15 protein-coding genes are annotated in these 16,793 nt (G+C 37.2%); 7 read left to right on the top strand and 8 right to left on the bottom strand.

Annotation, left to right across the window (positions count from 1 at the left end; genetic code table 11):
• Positions 1 to 99 precede the first annotated feature (99 nt).
• Positions 100 to 1,527, top strand: a complete 1,428-nt coding sequence (gene trhP / locus BZK14_RS10140) for a prephenate-dependent tRNA uridine(34) hydroxylase TrhP (protein WP_077926383.1) — start codon at positions 100 to 102, stop codon at positions 1,525 to 1,527.
• 59 nt (positions 1,528 to 1,586) lie between these two features.
• Here trhP and cadR read toward each other — a convergent pair whose 3' ends face one another.
• The gene (cadR, locus tag BZK14_RS10135) at positions 1,587 to 2,012 is read right to left on the bottom strand and encodes a Cd(II)/Pb(II)-responsive transcriptional regulator (RefSeq protein ID WP_077926382.1); all 426 of its coding nucleotides are present in this window, start codon (positions 2,010 to 2,012) and stop codon (positions 1,587 to 1,589) included.
• Between the two features lie 91 nt (positions 2,013 to 2,103).
• Between cadR and BZK14_RS10130 the strand changes: the two genes are divergently transcribed.
• A complete protein-coding gene (locus BZK14_RS10130) occupies positions 2,104 to 4,323 on the top strand; it encodes a heavy metal translocating P-type ATPase (protein WP_077926381.1) in 2,220 nt (739 codons plus the stop codon).
• Between the two features lie 45 nt (positions 4,324 to 4,368).
• On the opposite strand, the gene BZK14_RS13105 is transcribed toward BZK14_RS10130, so the two are convergent.
• On the bottom strand, positions 4,369 to 4,746 hold the full coding sequence (locus BZK14_RS13105) for a hypothetical protein (RefSeq protein ID WP_143691442.1): 378 nt from the start codon (positions 4,744 to 4,746) through the stop codon (positions 4,369 to 4,371).
• Between the two features lie 552 nt (positions 4,747 to 5,298).
• Here BZK14_RS13105 and groES point away from each other — a divergent pair.
• The 3 genes from groES (at position 5,299) to BZK14_RS10110 (ending at position 7,910) form a co-directional block, all read left to right on the top strand.
• Positions 5,299 to 5,589 carry a co-chaperone GroES gene (groES, locus tag BZK14_RS10120; RefSeq protein WP_077926379.1) on the top strand — a complete coding sequence of 97 codons (291 nt, stop codon included), beginning with the start codon at positions 5,299 to 5,301 and terminating at the stop codon, positions 5,587 to 5,589.
• A 62-nt stretch (positions 5,590 to 5,651) separates the two neighbouring features.
• Positions 5,652 to 7,295 (top strand): chaperonin GroEL, encoded by a 1,644-nt coding sequence (gene groL, locus BZK14_RS10115; RefSeq protein ID WP_077926378.1) that lies wholly within the window; start codon positions 5,652 to 5,654, stop codon positions 7,293 to 7,295.
• Between the two features lie 234 nt (positions 7,296 to 7,529).
• Positions 7,530 to 7,910, top strand: a complete 381-nt coding sequence (locus BZK14_RS10110) for a hypothetical protein (RefSeq protein ID WP_077926377.1) — start codon at positions 7,530 to 7,532, stop codon at positions 7,908 to 7,910.
• A gap of 166 nt (positions 7,911 to 8,076) precedes the next feature.
• Here the strand turns inward: BZK14_RS10110 and BZK14_RS10105 are convergent, their stop codons facing one another.
• The gene (locus tag BZK14_RS10105; RefSeq protein WP_077926376.1) at positions 8,077 to 8,787 is read right to left on the bottom strand and encodes a GntR family transcriptional regulator; all 711 of its coding nucleotides are present in this window, start codon (positions 8,785 to 8,787) and stop codon (positions 8,077 to 8,079) included.
• A 32-nt stretch (positions 8,788 to 8,819) separates the two neighbouring features.
• On the opposite strand from BZK14_RS10105, the gene lhgO reads away from it, so the two are divergent.
• Complete coding sequence (gene lhgO, locus BZK14_RS10100) at positions 8,820 to 10,088, top strand: L-2-hydroxyglutarate oxidase (protein WP_077926375.1); 1,269 nt, start codon at positions 8,820 to 8,822, stop codon at positions 10,086 to 10,088.
• A 196-nt stretch (positions 10,089 to 10,284) separates the two neighbouring features.
• Here lhgO and BZK14_RS10095 read toward each other — a convergent pair whose 3' ends face one another.
• The 5 genes from BZK14_RS10095 to BZK14_RS10075 form a co-directional block, all read right to left on the bottom strand.
• Positions 10,285 to 11,673 (bottom strand): NAD-dependent succinate-semialdehyde dehydrogenase, encoded by a 1,389-nt coding sequence (locus BZK14_RS10095; RefSeq protein WP_077926374.1) that lies wholly within the window; start codon positions 11,671 to 11,673, stop codon positions 10,285 to 10,287.
• A 19-nt stretch (positions 11,674 to 11,692) separates the two neighbouring features.
• A complete protein-coding gene (gene gabT / locus BZK14_RS10090) occupies positions 11,693 to 12,994 on the bottom strand; it encodes a 4-aminobutyrate--2-oxoglutarate transaminase (RefSeq protein WP_077926373.1) in 1,302 nt (433 codons plus the stop codon).
• A 79-nt stretch (positions 12,995 to 13,073) separates the two neighbouring features.
• Complete coding sequence (locus BZK14_RS10085) at positions 13,074 to 14,429, bottom strand: APC family permease (protein WP_077926384.1); 1,356 nt, start codon at positions 14,427 to 14,429, stop codon at positions 13,074 to 13,076.
• Positions 14,430 to 14,814: 385 nt separating this feature from the next.
• Complete coding sequence (gene glaH, locus BZK14_RS10080; protein WP_077926372.1) at positions 14,815 to 15,732, bottom strand: glutarate dioxygenase GlaH; 918 nt, start codon at positions 15,730 to 15,732, stop codon at positions 14,815 to 14,817.
• A 273-nt stretch (positions 15,733 to 16,005) separates the two neighbouring features.
• Positions 16,006 to 16,326 carry a DUF3870 domain-containing protein gene (locus tag BZK14_RS10075; RefSeq protein ID WP_077926371.1) on the bottom strand — a complete coding sequence of 107 codons (321 nt, stop codon included), beginning with the start codon at positions 16,324 to 16,326 and terminating at the stop codon, positions 16,006 to 16,008.
• 184 nt (positions 16,327 to 16,510) lie between these two features.
• On the opposite strand from BZK14_RS10075, the gene BZK14_RS10070 reads away from it, so the two are divergent.
• The coding region (locus BZK14_RS10070) for a hypothetical protein (protein WP_143691441.1) at positions 16,511 to 16,793 on the top strand (283 nt) is incomplete at its 3' end.

Genomic DNA, 16,793 nt, shown 5'->3' with positions numbered 1-16,793 from the left:
GCTTTTTGTTGTGTGGGAAATATATAGTCGCAATGAGCCTTTTCAGGTATAATATTCGCCTTTTGGCTATATGCCTTCATCCCCTGAAAGGATAATTTTATGACACAAAGACAAGTTGAGTTATTAGCGCCTGCGGGCACATTTGAAAATCTACGTTATGCATTTGCCTATGGTGCAGATGCCGTTTATGCAGGTTTACCTCGCTATAGTTTGCGCGTTCGTAATAATGATTTTAAAAATGAAGAACGTATGAAAATGGGTATCGATTATGCTCATGAACATGGTAAAAAGTTATTTGTTGCATTGAATACAATGCCACACGGTGCAAAGCTTAAAACATTCGTGGATGATTTAGCACCGATTATTGAGTTAGGTCCAGATGCTTTAATCATGGCAGATCCGGGTTTGATTATGATGGTGCGTGAACGCTGGCCAGAAATGGATATCCACTTGTCTGTACAATCAAATGCAGTTAACAGTGCAACAGTTAAATTCTGGCAGAAACAAGGTTTAACGCGCGTAATTTTATCTCGTGAATTATCATTGAATGAAATTCATGAAATTCGTCAAGAATGCCCAGATATGGAATTGGAAGTATTTGTTCATGGTGCATTGTGTATTGCATATTCTGGACGCTGTTTGTTATCAGGCTACTTTAACCACCGTGATGCGAATCAGGGTACTTGTACAAATGCATGTCGTTGGAATTATGGATTAACAGATGCGAAAGAAACACCTGAAGGTGAGTTGATTCCTAAAAATACCGATTTAGTTAATATTTATACATCTGCGAGTAATCATGTTCAGCCAAAAGAAGATGATCCGATGAAATATTTGCAAGATGAATTAAATCGTTCAGCGTTTGATGCACCCGAAGGTTATCATCCACATCCAGAGGCAGATCGTTCTTATTTGATTCAAGAGAATAATCAACGTAAAGGTGAATGGATGGAAATCAGTGAGGATGAAAATGGCACTTATATCATGAACTCGCGTGATTTACGTGCAATTCACCATGTACAAAAGTTGATTGAAATTGGTGTAGATTCATTGAAAATTGAAGGCAGAACTAAATCACATTATTATGTTGCACGTACTGCGCAATTGTATCGCCAAGCAATTAATGATGCGATTGCAGGAAAAGAATTTAACCCTGAGCTATATGGAAAGTTGGATGGCTTAGCAAATCGTGGTTATACAGAGGGTTTCTTGCAACGTCATATGCCACATGCTTATCAAAATTATTTGACAGGTAATAGTATTCACTCTCGTCAACAATATGTTGCAGAAGTAAAGTCATATGATCCTGAAACTGGTATCGCTGTTTTAGAAGCGAAAAACAAATTTGCAACAGGTGATCGCATTGAAATTATCAATCAACATGGCAACCGTGAAGTTGTGTTGGGCGAAATGAAAAATGATAAAGGCGAAGTGATCGATGTTGCTCGCGGCTCAGGCTATATTGTTCATACAAACATTGGTCCTGTGGATGACATGACAATGATTGCTCGTTACTTATACGAATAATTAATATTGAGAATATGATAAAAGGCGCTATGAGCGCCTTTTTATTGTGCAGAACATTATTATCCCAAATGAGTATTTCGGTTTGGGACATCGCCTAAACTGGCAATATCTTTAATAATAGAGCAGTTGTCAGCTGTATGAGCACTGCGGCATCGTTTTTCTATATTTGTGAGTTTTTCTTTTAAATGTAGTAATTCTTGAATGCGTTCATCTAAATGTGCTAAATGGTCTTTAATGATGTGATTAATTGCACTGCAATCACTATTAGGTTGGTTGACTTCATTCAAAATTTGATGAATTTCTTCATGAGTCATGTCGAAAGAACGACAATTTTTAATAAAGATTAAACGTTCAATATGCTGTTGACTGTAGACTCGATAATTATTAGCAGAGCGCTCAGGAGGAGGAATTAATCGCTCTTTTTCATAGTAACGAATAGTTTCAGTAGAAACTCCTGTTAATTGTGATAACCGGCCAATATTCATATGAATTCTCCTTATTGCTTGACCTTATAGCTACTTCAAGGTGTTTACTATATCACATATTATATGTATTCACTCTTCAAAGGAGTTTATTATGAAACATCAAGATCATACCCATGAAAAAGTTCATAAGCATGAACATGAACATGAGGAGTTATCCACAAGTTGCTGTGGACAACATGGGGATATTGTTGACAAAAAAATTCAACTTAATAAGATCCCTGAAGGTTATGCCTCAACTATTTTGACAATTAATGAAATGGATTGTCCTGTAGAAGAACAATTAATTCGCCAGAAATTTGATAAAATGCCAGAAATTCATGAGATGCAATTTAACTTAATTCAGCGCCAATTATATCTTGTGTATAAAGGGGATTTAGTAAATATTATTGCAGTGATTCAATCATTGGGTATGAATGCTATCCCGCAAGGTACTCAAGCTCCTGCTCCTAAAAATATGACAAAAAGATATTGGTTACTAGGTATTTCTGGTGCGCTTGCTGTCATTGCAGAATTAATTAGCTTATTGGGTGACAGTACTTGGGTTGTTTCATTATTAGCGATCATTGCGATTGTATTATGTGGCCACGAAACTTATGTAAAAGGCTGGATTGCTATTAAAAATAAAAAGTTGAATATCAATGCGTTGATGAGCGTTGCTGTGACAGGTGCAATTTTAATTGGTGAGTTTCCTGAAGCTGCTATGGTTATGGTGTTATTTACGATCTCTGAAGTATTGGAAGCAAGATCTTTAGATCGTGCACGTAATGCCATTGAAGGCTTACTATCTTTAGCGCCAGATGAATCTTTAGTGGAAGAAAATGGTAGCTTTGTATTGAAAGCAACAGATGATATCGCTTTAGACTCCATCATTCGTGTAATGCCTGGTGAGCGGTTTGCATTAGATGGGGAAATCATTAAGGGTAGTTCAAGTATTGATGAATCTCCGATTACGGGTGAAAGCTTACCGATTGATAAAACAGTGGGTGATAAAGTTTATGCAGGTAGTATTAACCAAGAAGGTGAAATTGAATTTAGAACAACAACCACTTCTGAAAACTCAACATTGCGTAAAATTGCACGAACAATCGAACAGGCACAAGGTAATAAATCAGATACAGAACGATTCATTGATAGATTTTCTGCAATTTATACGCCAATCGTATTTGTATTTGCTGTTTTAGTTGCAGTTATATCACCAATGTTCGGCTTCACATGGTTGGATAGCATTTACAATGCTTTGGTAATTTTGATCATTGCTTGTCCATGTGCGCTAGTTATTTCAACCCCTGTTGCGATTGTGAGTGGTCTAACCACAGCAGCACGCCAAGGTATTTTGATCAAAGGTGGTTCTTATTTAGAAGTTGCAAGCCATTTAAAAGGCTTGGCATTTGATAAAACAGGCACGATTACAGAAGGAAAGCCACAAGTTGTTGAGAGTTTCTTATTCAGTGATGATGCGAATGTACCCAGTTGGGCGATGAGTCTAGCTGCACGATCAGATCATCCGATCTCCAAAGCCATTGTGACATTTTATCAAGCGCAAAATATGGCGACAGCAAATGTTGAAAATTTTGAGGCAATTTTGGGCCATGGCACGAAAGGTATGATGAATGATGAACAATATTATTTAGGTAATGCGAAGTTAATGATCGCTAATAATATTGATTTAACCAAAGCGGATGAAGCATTGGTTGCTTTTAAAGATCGTGCACATTCTGTTTTGATGTTAGCGAATGAGCAAGAGCTATTAGCATTGTTTGTGTTAGAAGATGGCGTTAAAGCAACTAGTGTTCGAGCATTAGAGTTGTTGAAAGAACGTGGCTTACAGTTGGTCATGTTATCAGGTGATCGTCAGCAAACTGTGGATCAAGTGGCTGCGACTGTGAAGCTAACAACAGCACGAGGTGATCAATTACCAGAAGATAAAATGGCATTTGTGGATGAATTTCAAGCTAAAAGTGGCCAAATTGGTATGATTGGTGATGGTATCAATGATGCACCGGCATTGGCAAAAGCTGACATTGGTTTTGCAATGGGATCCATTGGCAGCGATACCGCTATTGAAACTGCTGATGTTGCGATTATGGATGATGATTTAATGAAGTTACCTAACTTTTTAAATATTGCTGATCAAACGATGTCGATCATTCGTTATAACATTATTTTTTCTATTGCAATTAAAGCAATATTCTTAGTGCTAGCTATTACAGGCCATGCTTATATGTGGATGGCAGTGTTAGCAGATGTCGGTACAAGTATTTTGGTTGTATTGAATGCGTTACGATTATTAAAGATTAAAGAAATAGTTTAATTACATTGAATGAAATGATGATTAGAAGCTCTTTAGTATTGAATATTAAGGAGCTTTTTCATGAAAGCCAAAACGTAAATAGTCCTGATAAGCTTTAGGTTCAAAATAGACAATGGCTTGAAAATAAATATGTGTACCATTAGCTTTTTTTAATGAAGTATGACAACGATATAATTCATTGCGTTGGTCCTTTTGACAAATTTCAGGGTTATTAATGCCTGTAGAATATGCAAACAGTGATTGTTTTTCAATATCTAATAATGCACGTTTGGCTAAATTAAAATCACGCTTATATTCATTGCTAGGTAATACTTCATTACCCCTGATGTGGTCGAGGACCTCTTTCTCATTAGTTCGGCTAAGGCTACTTTCATAGACTGTGTAGGGGCGGTCTTTACGAACAGAATAAATTAACTGTGTCATTAAGATATTGTTGTGTATTTGATTAATTTCAAATTGCTGTTTTTTATATAGATATTCAATAACATGGTATCCGCAATAACCTGTAATGCTACAGCTAGCAATAATAAGTATACGTTTTTGTAGAGATACATATGAGAGTCGGTTTTTAATCATCACCTTACAGAGCATTATCAGCATTATGAATATAAAGATGATGAATAATAAAGGTTTTAATCTGAGATATTGGAAATAACTCATTGGTATTTCTACCCAAACTTGATCTAATGAATAGTAAAGTTGTTGCATGATTCTGTGAACCTTTCATTAAATATTTAGAAAGTGTAAGAGCATACAATTTTTTTATGAATGAGAATGGCTATTAATCGGGCAGATTCTACAGATACCATATAAATTTTGAGAAATTCTTGAATAAAAAATATTCCTAATAACTTGAAAGGTTAAAAATAAACCCCATTGTAATTTTGCAAAGAATCTCGTGCGATTTAATTTTGTTGAGATATTGCTTCTTTGCGAATAGAAATCGTATTGTTAAATTATTTTAGAGGAATCATTATGAAATTACGTCCATTACATGATCGCGTTATCATTAAGCGTGTTGAAGAAGAAACAACATCAGCAGGCGGTATTGTGTTGCCAGGTTCTGCAACAGAAAAACCATCTCGCGGTAAAGTGATTGCGGTGGGTACTGGTAAAACTTTGGATAATGGCCAAGTGAAAGCTGTTGATGTGAAAGTAGGTGATGAAGTTTTATTTGGTAAATATTCAGGTTCTGAAGTTAAGTTCGGCGATGAAGATTTCATCGTAATGCGTGAAGATGAAATCATGGCAGTAATCGAAGGTTAATTCAGAATTACTTTGATTTGACGAATTTATAGAAAATATTTTAACTTTTAGAGGTATTTAGTATGTCAGCAAAAGAAGTACGTTTTGGTAATGATGCTCGTTCACGCATGGTTAATGGTGTTAATACTTTAGCAAACGCAGTTAAAGTAACATTAGGTCCTAAAGGTCGTAACGTAGTTTTAGAAAAAAGCTTTGGCGCACCTACAATCACTAAAGATGGTGTTTCAGTTGCTAAAGAAATCGTTTTAGAAGACAAATTCGAAAACATGGGTGCACAAATGGTGAAAGAAGTTTCTTCAAAAACTTCTGACATCGCAGGTGACGGTACAACAACTGCAACAGTATTGGCACAAGCAATCGTACGTGAAGGTATGAAAGCAGTATCAGCTGGTATGAACCCAATGGATATCAAACGTGGTATTGATAAAGCAGTTGCAGCAGCAGTTGCTGAATTGAAAGCAATTTCTAAGCCTTGTTCTGATGATAAATCAATTGCACAAGTGGGTACGATTTCTGCGAACTCTGATGAAGAGATCGGTAAAATTATCGCTGATGCAATGGCTAAAGTAGGTAAAGAAGGCGTAATCACTGTTGAAGAAGGTTCTGGTTTAGAGAATGATTTAACAACAGTTGATGGTATGCAATTTGATCGTGGTTACTTGTCTCCTTACTTCATCAACAACCAACAATCAATGGCCGCTGAATTAGACAACCCATTGATTTTGATCTGTGATAAGAAAATTTCTAACATTCGCGAAATGTTGGCAGTTTTAGAAGCTGTCGCAAAAACAGGTCGTCCATTGTTGATCGTTGCTGAAGATGTTGAAGGTGAAGCATTGGCAACATTGGTAATTAACAATATGCGCGGTATCGTTAAAGTTGCTGCAGTTAAAGCACCTGGCTTCGGTGATCGTCGTAAAGCAATGTTACAAGACATCGCTGTATTGACTGGTGGTACTGTAATTTCTGAAGAAATCGGTATGTCATTGGAAAAAGCAACGATTGAAGATTTAGGTCAAGCAAAACGCGTTGTAGTATCTAAGGAAGATACTACAATCATTGATGGTGCTGGTGACGTTGCTGAAATCAAAGGCCGTGTTGACCAAATCCGTGTTCAAATGGAAGAAGCTACATCTGATTACGATCGTGAAAAATTACAAGAACGCGTTGCTAAATTAGCAGGTGGTGTTGCTGTAATTCGCGTAGGTGCTGCGACTGAAGTTGAAATGAAAGAGAAGAAAGCTCGCGTAGAAGATGCGTTACACGCAACTCGTGCAGCAGTTGAAGAAGGTGTTGTCCCTGGTGGTGGTGTTGCTTTGGTTCGTGTATTGAACACAATCAAAGACTTGAAAGGCGACAACGATGAACAAAACGCTGGTATCCGTGTTGCATTGCGCGCTATGGAAGAGCCATTACGTCAAATCGTAATCAACGCTGGTGAGCCTGCTGATGTTGTATTGAATGCAGTTCGTGATGGTAAAGATGCATTCGGTTATAACGCTGCAACTGGCCAGTACGGTGATATGGTTGAAATGGGTATCTTGGATCCAACTAAAGTAACGCGTTCAGCATTACAACATGCAGCTTCAGTATCTTCATTGATCATCACTACAGAGTGTATGGTTGCTGAATTACCAAAAGATGAGCCTGCAATGCCTGATATGGGTGGTATGGGCGGAATGGGTGGCATGGGCGGTATGATGTAATCCCAGCCCCATTTTGAATCAAAGAAACCTCGGCTTGCCGAGGTTTTCTTTTACTCATCTAATAATTGTAGGAAAATTAGTAAGGCAACCATATTAGGACTGATTCATGACTTTGTATGCTAGACTTGGCTGTTTTAGATAATTAATTGTCTTAATACAGCAATAGATCTAGAAGAATGTTCTATATAATAATGGTTCTTATTCGTAAACGAATTTTATTTAAAGAGAATTTGAATGAAAATTGATAGCCGTAACTTTCCAATAGTGCACTTAAATTATGCCACTTCGAATCGAAAAAATTATAACCAAATTTTATTACATCTCAAGCAACTATTAGATAGAAAAGAGCCGTTTGTGATTATCGGAAAGGGTGTGCATGATAGTGATGAAGAACGTGTGGATGATCGACGTAAAATATCTTTTTGGGCACAGGCAAATAAAAAAGAAGTGCAAAAATATATAAAAGTTCACTTATATATTGTTCAAAATGAAGAAGATAGAAAATCTATGGAGGAATTCTCAGAAACATTTGAAGAGTTTTGGGGATATCCATTAGTTGCAGTGAATTCAGAAGAAGAAGCACTTTCTAAAGCTTATTTATTATTAGAATCATAAATATTTGAATTTAAAATGAGAACCTCAGTTCATTAGTGAACTGAGGTTTTTTTGTTAATACATATGGGATATTATGATTTTTACATATTGCGTGTTGCATGCAACTGATGAACGTGATATAAAATACCTAGAAAAAGCATGTGTTTGTAACGTGATTAATGATGATCTATTTATGAATCCATGAAAACTGACTAAGAAGGTTTGGATCAATCCAATCATCTCTTTTTTTCGCTTCTTGTGTAATCAGCATATTGGCAGTATTGATGATGTGACGCTTCATTTCACTTTCTGCTAAATCAGCATCCTGATTGAGAATTGCTTCATGAATCGGTTGGTGATCCTGAAATGCTTCCATACAAGTACGAGAATAAGGAATGGTGCTAGGTCCCGTTAAAAGTACAGCATTGCGAGTATTTTCGATAATGACTAAAGCACGCTCGATGTGTGCAGCTTGCAATAATGCTGAATGATATTCTTTATCTGCTTTTAATGTTTCTGCAGCATCATCTTTTTGGGCTGCAGCTGCAAAATTATTATAAGCCTCAATGATAGTTTGTAGGTCTTCTTCTGAGCGATTGAGTGCAACTTTGCGGATCAAAGGCACTTCAAGCATTAAACGAATTTGAAAGGATTCGATCAACTCTTGAAGAGAGGTCGGTAGAATGCGAATACCTTTATTACGTTCTACACGGACTAAGCCGATGGCTGCGAGTTGTTGTGCGGCTTCACGAACAGGTGTTCTAGAAGCACCAATCCATTCACCGATCTCAGTTGCTGAGTACAGTTTTCCAGGTTCAAGAACGCCGTTAAGGATCGCTTCACGAAGAAGATCAAATGCTTGGTCAGAAAGACTCTCTATTTTTTTTAGTTTTTTCATATTTGTATAACGCGAAGTAAAAGGAGATTGATGTGTCTATTGTCAAGTATACAGTAATTGGCGGAGGAATTAATGGATTGGCTGTTGCAAGGCAACTATTGATTGATCATCCTGATGCAGAAGTGACATTGTTCGAAAAAGAAAGCAGTGTAGCACAGCATCAAACGAGCCATAACTCAGGCGTTGTACATGCAGGATTGTATTACGCAAAAGGTAGTTTAAAAGCAAAATTATGTCGTCGTGGTGTACATTTAGTTAAAGAATATTGTGAGGCGAATGATTTGCCTTATGATCAATGTGGCAAATTGGTTGTGGCATTAACCGAAGTGGAAGTTGAGCGCTTAAAACGTTTATATCAGATCGCGCTCGATAACGAAGTGCCAGATGTTTGCATGTTATATGGTGATGAAATTAAAAAAGTTGAACCTAATTGTATCGGTATTGCGGCATTGCATTCACCAACGACAGCGATAGTAAGTTATGAAGCTATTGCAAAGCAGATCGCAAAAGATATCCTTGAAAAAGGTGGCAAGATTCAGTTATCTGCAGAAGTTAAAGAGTTAAAAAATAATGCAGATGGTATTCAAATTATCATGAAAGATGGTTCTGTTTACCCTGAAACATTTAACTATGCCGTGAGCTGTGCAGGTTTACAGTCAGATCGTTTAGCGAAAAATTCAGGTGATGAAGCAAATCCTAAAATCGTACCATTCTTTGGCCAATATTTTGTATTGGATGATCAATTTACGAATGATGTGAAAGGTTTGATTTATCCTGTACCAGATCCTAAATATCCATTCTTGGGCGTGCATTTTACAAAGCGCATTGATGGCAAAATGACGATTGGCCCGAATGCATTTTTATCCTTAGGTCGTGAAAATTACACAGGTAAGAACTTTAACTTTAAAGACATCACAGATTATTTGGTTTACCCAGGTTTTTGGCGCTTTTCTTTCAGAAATATTCCTGCGGCGATTCGTGAATCTAAAACGGTATTGAGCCAGCAAACATTCATTGATGAATGTGTGAAATATGTTCCATCTTTATCAAAAATGACAGTAAAACCAGCAACACGAGGTATTCGTGCACAAGCGATGAATCAAGATGGTAGTTTAGTGGATGATTTTGTGATTCGTAAAGATGGCAATATTACACACATTCGTAATGCGCCATCGCCAGGCGCAACATCATCTATGGCGATTGCGGAATATATTGTGCGTGAAGTGATGCAAACAGTGGAAGCAAAAGCAACAGTAGATGCAAATGATTCAGGCATTGAAATGGTAGTGCAGGGCAGTTAAGCACTGAAATTGATATAAGCTTCATTAATATGGGTATGAAGGTTTGTTGAACTTCATACCTATTTTTTATATGAATTAATTATAAATAATGTGGCATTAATCTTGGCTACGTTTTCTAAGACTATAAGCAAAAAAATCTGATAAACCAATGGGCTGGTTTATCAGATAAATTTGAGGGAAAAATATATTGGTATTATTATAAATTACCGATGGATAGGTATTTAGTTTCTAAGTAAGGTTCGATGCCTTCAATGCCACCTTCACGACCTAAACCACTTTCTTTAAAACCGCCGAAAGGTGCTTGTGCCGTTGTTGGTAAACCATCATTCCAGCCAATGATGCCAAAGTTAAGATGATCTTGTAGATAAATCCCGCGTTTGTAATCATTGGTGAAATAGTAAGCGGCTAAACCAAATGGCGTGCCATTTGCGATTTCTAGCGCAGTATCTAAATCATCATAAGCAATGATGGGTGCAACTGGGCCAAATGTTTCTTCAGACATGATCTGCATATCCAAAGTGACATCGCCCAATACCGTTGGTGAAACAAAGTAAGTTTTCTTCTCTTTGTCTTCAAACGAAGTACCGCCCACCAAAACAGAAGCGCCTTTTGCTTTAGCATCTTCGATCTGCTCCACAACTTTATCGAATCCTTTTTTGTTGATTAAAGGGCCAACGTCTGTTGTAGGATCCATGCCATTGCCCAATTTCAACGCCTTAGCTGCAGCTGTGAATTTCTCTGTAAATTCAGCCAAAACATTTTTGTGCACAATGAAACGGTTGGCACAAATACAAGTTTGGCCAGCATTACGGAATTTCGATGCGATTGCTTGTGTGATCACGAAATCAATATCAGCATCTTCACAGATGATGAATGGTGCATGGCCACCCAATTCCATCGACATATGTTTCACAGTGTTTGCACCTTCACTGATTAAACGCTTTCCAACTGGCGTTGAACCTGTGAATGTGATTTTACGTACGTAATTACTTGATGTGAACACAGGGCCAACTTCAGAACCCACACCGACAACGCATTGAATTACATCTTTTGGAATACCAGCTTCATGTGCCAATTCAACTAACTTGATCATAGTTAATGGCGTATCTTCTGCAGGCTTAACAATGAACGTACAGCCAGCTGCCAAAGCAGGACCAGCTTTACGTGTCATCATTGCCGCAGGGAAGTTCCATGGCGTAATTGCTGCTACTAAACCAATGCCTTGGCGAGTCACCATAATGCGCTTGTTATTGGTGTTTGCAGGAATTGTGCGACCATAAATACGTTTAGCTTCTTCTGCATACCATGTGAGATAACTTACGGCATTTAAGACTTCACCCAATGATTCGCGTAGTGGCTTACCATTTTCTTCTGTCATGATTTTAGCCACAACATCTTTTTGCTCGATGATCAAATCAGCCCAGCGATCAATCAATGCCGCGCGTTCATACACAGACGTATTGCGCCATGTACGAAATGCATCGTGACCCGCTTTAAGCTTAGTTTCGATCATCTCTTTTGAATCCATTGACAATGTTGCCAATAGATCCCCCGTTGCGGGGTTAAATACTTTTAATTCATTCATTACAGCAATCCTTTATGCGTTATTTTACTGATGCTAATGCATTATCTAAAATAGCCAATCCTTTTGCTAATTCTGCATCTGTGATTGTTAAAGGTGATAAGAAGCGAACAACATTACTGTTGATACCTGCTGAAATTAGCAATAAGCCATTTTCGTTTGCGAATTTAGTAATGGCAGATGTTTTAGCTGCATCTGGTTCACGCGTTGCAGGATCTTTAACAATTTCAGCGGCAACCATCGCGCCTAAACGGCGAATATCACCAATGAAGCTATAAGTTTTCTGTTTGTCTTCCAAATAAGCTTGTAATTTAGCACCTAAAATTTCAGCTTTTTCATTCAAATTTTCTTCTTCAATGATATCAATCACAGCTAATGCAGCAGCACATGCCAATGGGCTCCCTGAGAATGTGCCACCTAACTCACCTGGGTTTGGTGCATTCACGATCTCAGCACGGCCGACCACAGCACTTAAAGGAACACCTGCTGCCAATGATTTAGATGTTGTCATCAAATCAGGCACAATACCAAAATGTTCCATTGAGAAGAATTTTCCTGTTCGTGCAAAGCCTGCTTGGATTTCATCAGCAACAAAGATGATGCCATATTTTTGACAGAAGTTATAAACATGCTCAACGAAACGTTTTGGCGGAACAACAAAACCACCTTCACCTTGAATGGGTTCCATAACGATACATGCTGTATTTTCTGGTGATGCTGTTGCTTTAAAGAATTCATCAAAACGTGCGATAGTTTCATCAATATACTGCTCTTCTGTCATTTGAGCAGGACGTTGATACATATAAGGATAAGGCGCTTGATAAATATCGGAAGCAAAAGGTCCAAAATTGACTTTGTAAGGATTAACCTTGCTTGTCATACTCATTGTTAAGTTTGTACGGCCATGGAATGCGCGATAGAAAGAAACAACACCTGAACGGCCAGTATATTTGCGTGCAATTTTTACAGCATTTTCTACAGCTTCAGCTCCTGTATTAAATAGAATCGCTTTTTTATCGTGATCACCTGCTGTGATTTCACATAAGCGCTTACATAATTCTAAGTAGCTTTCATACATCATCACATTGAAACCAGGATGCGTGAAATTTTCAACTTGTGCTTTGATTGCCGCAACAACTTTAGGGTGGCTATGACCTACGTTCATTACACCAATTGCGCCAGCAAAGTCGATGAACTCTTCACCTTTTTCAGTAGTGATGGTTGCATTCACTGCTTTTGTTGCAATATTTAAGTTGCCGTTGCTTACACCGCGAGCAACATATTTTTGACGGATTTCTTGTAATTGTTCTGTGCTGTATGACATTTTAAATTTCCTCTTTGGTAACTAATTATTTTTAACTCATTGGGAGATAAGTAGCAATCAACTACTTATCTTTTGGTTCTCACTCTGTTTCTAACCTGACAGAGTTATAATCAACTGTTGGGGCTGTATTTTTATGTATAAACAAGAAGTATGCACCGATCATATACCATCCAAACACTAAGCTCCATTCGATTGGAAAACTTAATTCAGCTGGCATACCTGGGAAGTATAATGATAAGAAACCAATACTGAATAATACTGCTAACCAACCGATAGTTTTAGGCCATTTCACAGCATATGGGCGCTCTAAGTTAGGTTCAGTTTTACGTAATTGTAAGAAAGCCAATGTCACAATAAGGTAACCTAATACAACGCCAATACTACCTGCATTCACTAGCCAAACCAATGCTTGGCGACCCAATAATGGTGCTAAGAATGCTAAAGCTGTTAAGAAGATAATTGCATTAGAAGGCGTTTGGTATTTAGGGTGTAATTTTGCAAACCAATTTGGCAACATACCACGAATAGCCATTGCATACATAATACGACTACCACCAATTACGAATGCATTCCAGCTTGTTACGATACCAGCAATACCACCAATCACTAATACTTGGCCCAATAATTTGCTATCGAATAAGTTTGTCATAGCATCTGCTGTTGCTAATTTAGATGTTTGTAATTCAGCATGTGGTAAACCAATGGATACGCCATAGATGATTAATACATAGAAAATCAATGCGGATAAGATAGAAATTACAAGCATTTTACCAATGGATTTTGTTGCTTTGATTTCAGATGCAATTTGAGGGATGACATCAAAGCCTACGAACATGAATGGAACCATGATCAATACTTTCATCATGCCATCAAAACCACCATTGAAATAAGGCTTTAAGTTTTCTGATTCACCATAATATCCGGCACCAAAAATTAATAATACACCTACTGCAACAATTGCAACCGTGAAAACAGTTTGAAAAATAGTTGCTGAACGAATACCACGATAGTTTAATGCACCTAAGAAAATAGCGCCAAGAGAACCAATCAATGCCCATGTTAAATAAATTTCAGAGCCAGCAATGTTCCACAATCTTACGTGATGCTGAATTGGCGTAACATAGTCAATCACGGTTGGCAATGCCACTGCTTCAAAAGCGATAACAGACATATAGCCGAATAATACTGACCAGCCCGCTAAGAATGATAAAGGTTTGTTGTTATATGCGCGTTGTACAAATGCAACACCACCACCTGTTTCAGGGATTGCAGTAGCTAATTCAGCATATGTTAAACCAATACAGATGATCAGTAATCCGCCACCTGCGAAAGCTAGTGTTGCACCCATAAAACCAGCAGTTGCAACCCAATCGCCAGATAAAATAACCCAGCCCCAGCCAAGCATTGCGCCCATGGCTAAGAATAATACATCCATAGATGATATCTTTTTATTCATAAATTCCTCCTATACGTTTGTAGTCAATAGCTGAGAGCCGTTTATTTGCTACAAAGTGTGTGATTAGGTTTTTTGTTTTATATGAAGCTTAATAATGTGTGACAAATTTCTATCTAACATGTTGCATGCAACACGGACGTTTATATTTATACACAAGTAAAATGAATTTGCAACAAATAGGCTACATTATTTTATAAAAATGTAGCATTAAATTTTTTGTTTTATAGGTTTAATAAGCATTTTATAGCTATCATTCAGTGAATTATATGATTCATGAATAAAAAATTTTGATTGTAAATACTATAAAAGGAGCTATGGCTCCTTTTATATTGATGATGTTAAGTTTCAGTGAATATGGATAGTTTTATTCGTAAAAACGACCACGTTGGCGAAGTAATTCACGATTTAAGTCGGGATGTTTTGCAAATGCAGCACGGCCATGTAACCAGAACTCATTATTCAATACAACTAAGCTTCCCACTGGTAATGCGAGCTCTACAACATTTTTGTCAGTTTCCATTGAATGAGATAAGGCTTTCAAAAATTTTGCTTCTTCGATTGTGCCTGGATAAGCAAATTGATCAATGAAACAGATGCAAGGGCGATTATTTTTCAAGAAGAATAGTTGGCGATAAACCATTTCTTGCACATTTTTACTAGGTGGCGCAATGTATTGGAATTTATGTTTGCCCAATGGATTGTTATAGAATTTATCCAATTCTGCCCAATCATCTAGGTGCAATAAACGACTTTCACCACCTGTTGCATTCTCTTCCACCATTTTCATCATCAATAACCAATCTGTGGCTTCACTCACAAATGTCCCATCTGTATGCATTGTGAATAAGCGGTATGCTTGTCTTAAATAAGAGTCGCTGTTATCAGTATCTTTCACTACGAAACGAGCATAATATTTGCCTGTCATAGAGTCAAAATTAGAGATTCCCACTAAATGTGCGATTGCAGTAGAGAAAATAACAAATTCATTCGTATCTTTTGAAATACCTTCTAAACCAATTGTGAAGCCACCGGTATCACGATCATTAATAATATCTCGTAAAATTTCGCCTAAGTTGTGGCCTGCGATTTCATCTAAGTGATCTGCAATCACTTGGCGCTCATAAGGTGTATATTCTAGATGCTGTACGCTGATATTTTCTTCTCGCATTTTCTCCAGAAATTTTGAGATCACATTATTGGATAATGTAATGTTATGAATACGTTTTGTTTGTGGATTTAATGCAATTGTGAAATTTTCATTGTTTTGAATAAATTTTGACATAACTTCCTCCAAAGTGGTTCTTCATCATTATTTTGTAGCAAATTTGTAAAAAAAAACCAGTAATACAATCACGTACTTTAATAAAGTAGCAATGTATTACTGGTTTTACCATTCTCTATTGTCATCATTTTAGGATGATCTCAAATGGATTTGCAGTATATTCGTTGATAACTTAAATAAGAAAGGGAGACAGTCGGGTGGGTGACTGGAGCTTTCTTTAGTGATTAAGTTAAGTAGAATGTAGCATGCAACTATATTAATGTCTAATCTTTTTTAAAGTTTATGAGAAGAATGATATTGGTGATCCAAATCTTTGAGTGCAGCGATGAGAGCGCTGGTTGCTTTGCCTTTGTAGCTTGCTTGAACTTGTTGAATTAATGGTTCAATTCCATCATTTAAACTATAGCCACGCAGTAGCTCTCGAATAAAATTTTTGCCTAAATCTGTGATCAGCGTGCAATCAGCCGCAAGAATGACACCATATTTAGGTTCAATTTCTGCAGTAATTGTCATAGATTCAAACATATGTTTCGCAGCCATTCCTTGTGGTAATCTTGCATAACCTGCAACAAAGATGGTTTTTGTGGTGATCATTGCAACACTCCCTTAGTCAATTTATTTTGATGTTCGTGGTCTTATCAAAAGGGATTCAATGTTAATTGTCAATTGTCTAAAGAAGAAAATTTCTGATCATCCATTGATTGTCGTATTACTGTCATAATGCTTTTTTATACTGCACTCATAGGATTAGCATTTAGAGTTAGGCGGCTCTCACACTATGTTTCGATGGGTTGAGGTTTTTAGTAGAGTTTTACTGGCAGTATTTTTCTTAGTTGTAGCAATCATAGGACTTTTGTATTTATATTTGAGTACAACACGTGTGGATCTTACATTAAGCAATCATATGATTGATCAAGTTAATGAGGTTGTTCTAGTATCTGCTAAATGGGATACAGAAATTTTGCGTATTAATGGTAGGCTGTCAGAAAAGTATGATAATTTGAGCCATTATGGGCAGAAAATCCAATATTTATTGGATCAGTTACCTGCTGATGAAGTCA

The sequence above is a fragment of the Wohlfahrtiimonas larvae genome (assembly GCF_002006755.1).
In the GTDB taxonomy this organism is placed as follows: Bacteria; Pseudomonadota; Gammaproteobacteria; order Cardiobacteriales; family Wohlfahrtiimonadaceae; genus Wohlfahrtiimonas; species Wohlfahrtiimonas larvae.
The sequence above is the reverse complement of the archived record's forward strand: the minus strand, read 5'-3'. Positions and strand labels throughout refer to the sequence as shown.